The following is a 3,021-nucleotide window of genomic DNA, read 5'->3' as shown; positions in this document are numbered from 1 at the left end:
CTGCGTGGGCGCGGCGCCGGTTTGGCTGGCCTGCGTGTGGGCGGCGGTGTTGTCGGGCTGGTGTGCGGCCGATTCGGGCGCGGTTTCTTCCACGTCCTCCTCAAGGGTGAACTCAAGGGGGCGGAAGCGGAACTTGGTATGGCACTTGGGACAGGTCGCCATGACGGACTTGGATGGAATCTTGTCGTCGGCAACGTCCCGGGCAAATTGGCATTCGGGGCAAATAATCTTCATGTAACAACCTTTCTTTTTTGTAGAACTTTGTATCCTACCGGGAAGGTGGTCCGGAATCAACCCATGCTGGGCGCCTCCGGCGGGTGCGGTAAACGCAGAAATGCTGTGGGGCTGGCGGTTTGGGCTTCGTCCATGCAGTGGACGGGCATGCATGGGTAATCGCTGTGCAGGCGGTGGGCAATGCCGCCGCCTGCTGCCGCGTCAAAGACGGCCAGCTTTTGCCGCAGGGCGGTGTCGTCCTTGAGCAGTCTGGAGAGGTGCACAAGCTGCGCGCCGCAGGCAATGCCAACTGGCCCGCCAATGCCGTGCAGGCGCTCATGCACAGGGCGGATGTAGGTCAGGTCCGGCGTGCGGCGCACGGCGCGCAGTTGCAGGTCCGGCCAGAGGCCGTAGCCCGTCAAAAAGGCTTCTTCGTCCGGAAACAGCGTGCGCCGGGGAAAGTAGTAGGCGTGGATGTCTGCGTTGTGGGCGGCGCGGACAAGGGCGCGCAAGGCGTCCCATCCCTGCGGGGTAAAGCGCTCGTCCGCGTCGGGCGTGAGCATCCAGTCCGTGGTGCAGGCGGCAAGGGTAGCATTGCGCTGCGCGGCAAAGTCGCCGCCAAGGGGGCGGGCATGGTGGCGCACCGACGCAGCGCAAGGGAAGTCCACCGCCGGGGGCGCTGGTGCGTCCCAGACCACGGTGACCTCATCCAGCCACGGGGGAAGCCCCGCAAAGAAGCCTTCAAGGCCGCTGTCGTGCGGGGAAAGAATGGCGGCGACGCCTATGGTCGGCTCCTGCGCCGGGGCGGGAGCCTCTGCGGCGTCGTGCAGGCGCGCGTCGGTCATGGTGCGCAGGAAGGCCGTCAGGGTATCGCGCTCGGCGCAGGGGGCGCTTGTCTCTCGCTTGGAAGGCTGGTTCTTTGGCGCGTGGGGGCGGTATTCGGGATTGACGCGGAAGAGGGCGGTGTCCGGCCCAACGCCGCAGGCGGCAAGGAGCACAAGATGCGCCCATGGCGAGGTGTCCACCAGCAGAGTGCACCGCGGGGAGCGGCGCAGGGCGTCCAAGGTGCCGTCACTCTCGTGCTGCCGCAGCCGTTCCGGCGTCATATCGATGATGACGAGGGATGCGCCGGGCGGGAGCGCGGCGTCGAGGCGGGTGGCGAAATCGCCGGAGCCAAGACCGAGGAGGACGATGGTGCTTTTGCCGGTGGCATCCAGTTGCCGCAGGGCGGAGGCAATGTGCCGCGCGGCGGCGGTGGCATCCAAAGGCGCAGGGGCATGCGCCGCACGCGCCGCGCCAAGGCGGAAGGACAGAACTTCCTGCGTGTGGCGTTTAAATAGACGCCGAACTGGCGGAGTAAGGGGCGTTGGCATCAGTGGTGCGACGGTCCAGCAAATCCTGATACAGGGTTTCGAGGGCGCGGGTGACATGTTGCACACGGAAGTGCCGCACCGCCTTTTCCCTGCCCCCTGCACCCATGGTTCGGGCAAGGTCCGGGTCGGTCAACAGGCGCGCAATGGCAGCGGCGTAATCGTCTTCCGTGTTCACCACATAGCCTGTCACGCCGTCATCCACAAGCTCCAGCTGGGCATTGTCGCGCATGCCCTCGGCGGGGTGGGTCACCACGGGCAGTCCGGCGGCCATGGCCTCGGCAATGGAAAGGCCAAAGCTCTCCCCCGTGGCATTGGCGTGCGCAAGCACACTGCACGAGCCGTAAAACGCGGCAAGGTCGGCTTCCGTGACGGCGGGGTCGCAGTACTGCACGTGCTGGTCAAGGCCGCGCGCGGCAAACCAGTCGCGGACCTCGGGCGTTGCGCCAATGATGCGGTAGGTCGCGTCCGGTACGCGGCGCAGAAGCCGGGGCAGAAAGCGGTAGCCAAGGGGCGACCATTTGCCCGGGTCCGGGCGGGAGACGCGCCCGGCGGCGTGCCCCGTCCAGTCGCGCGGGACGGGGTTGTCCACATAGAAGTCCGTGTCCACGGGATTGTACAGCACCTGATAGCGCGGTGAGGCCGGGATGCCGTTGACGGCCCTGTAGCGCCACAGGCAAAAGTGCGACACGAACAGGTGCCTGTCGATGATGGAGGCCTGCGGGCTGGGGTCGAAGCGCCCAAAGACATTGGTTTCCACCACATGGGGGATTCCGGCAAGGGCCAGGGTGCGCAAAAAGCGCGGCTCGGGCCAGCCCGCGCGGTGGATATGCGCGATGTCCGGCCCAAGACGGCTGGTCAGGTCCAGCAGGTCGCCGCCGACAAACACCTCAACGCCCGCATCCTGCAACGCCCTGCGCCGCGGACCGTCCTCAAAGCTGTAGACAACGGGGGTAAAGCGCTCCCGGTCAAGGTGCGACACGAAAAGCTGCATCGTCTTTTCCGTGCCGCCAAGGCCAAGATTCTTGACGATATGCAGGACGCGCGCCGGGTGGAACATGGCCTTCTCCGCCCTATTTGATGGTGCCGGAGGGGCCGTAGGTTCCGGGCATATTCGTGCGCCGGAAGGTGCTGGGACGTTTTCCGGAGGACTCGTCCTCGTCCTTGGCGGTCTTGTCCAGCAGGCCGGGGATGATGCCGCCACTGATGGAGGGAGCGGGCTGTGCGGGCTTGACCGGGGCCTGAGGCTGATTGGCCTGAGGCTGCGGGGCGCTCTTGGCCGCTGGCGCGCCCTGCGGCACACCGGCAAAGGACTGCCCGAGCAGGTCCGGGAAGCTGCTGACCTTGGAAGATTTTTCCGGGTGCTCCGAAGGGGCGGACTGTTGCGGCGTTTGCGGCGCGCCAGACGATTCTGCCGGCGAGTCTGCGGTGGGTTCGC

3 protein-coding genes and 1 pseudogene are annotated in these 3,021 nt (G+C 66.4%); all 4 read right to left on the bottom strand.

What is annotated here, in order from left to right; genetic code table 11:
• Positions 1-234 (bottom strand): zinc-ribbon domain-containing protein (locus ACY69P_RS15660; protein WP_462328155.1); only part of this gene is annotated, 234 nt, incomplete at its 3' end.
• Positions 235-290: 56 nt separating this feature from the next.
• Entirely contained in the window at positions 291-1,586 is a 1,296-nt protein-coding gene (locus ACY69P_RS15655) for a glycosyltransferase family protein (RefSeq protein WP_462328154.1), read from the bottom strand.
• Positions 1,546-2,643: a glycosyltransferase family 4 protein gene (locus ACY69P_RS15650; protein WP_462328153.1), complete on the bottom strand. Its 1,098-nt coding sequence runs from the start codon at positions 2,641-2,643 to the stop codon at positions 1,546-1,548. Before ACY69P_RS15650 ends, ACY69P_RS15655 begins: the two co-directional genes overlap by 41 nt.
• Positions 2,644-2,656: 13 nt before the next feature.
• Positions 2,657-3,021: pseudogene (locus tag ACY69P_RS15645) on the bottom strand (hypothetical protein); the annotation flags it as partial.

This window comes from Desulfobaculum sp. (assembly GCF_054921475.1).
The sequence above is the reverse complement of the archived record's forward strand: the minus strand, read 5'-3'. Positions and strand labels throughout refer to the sequence as shown.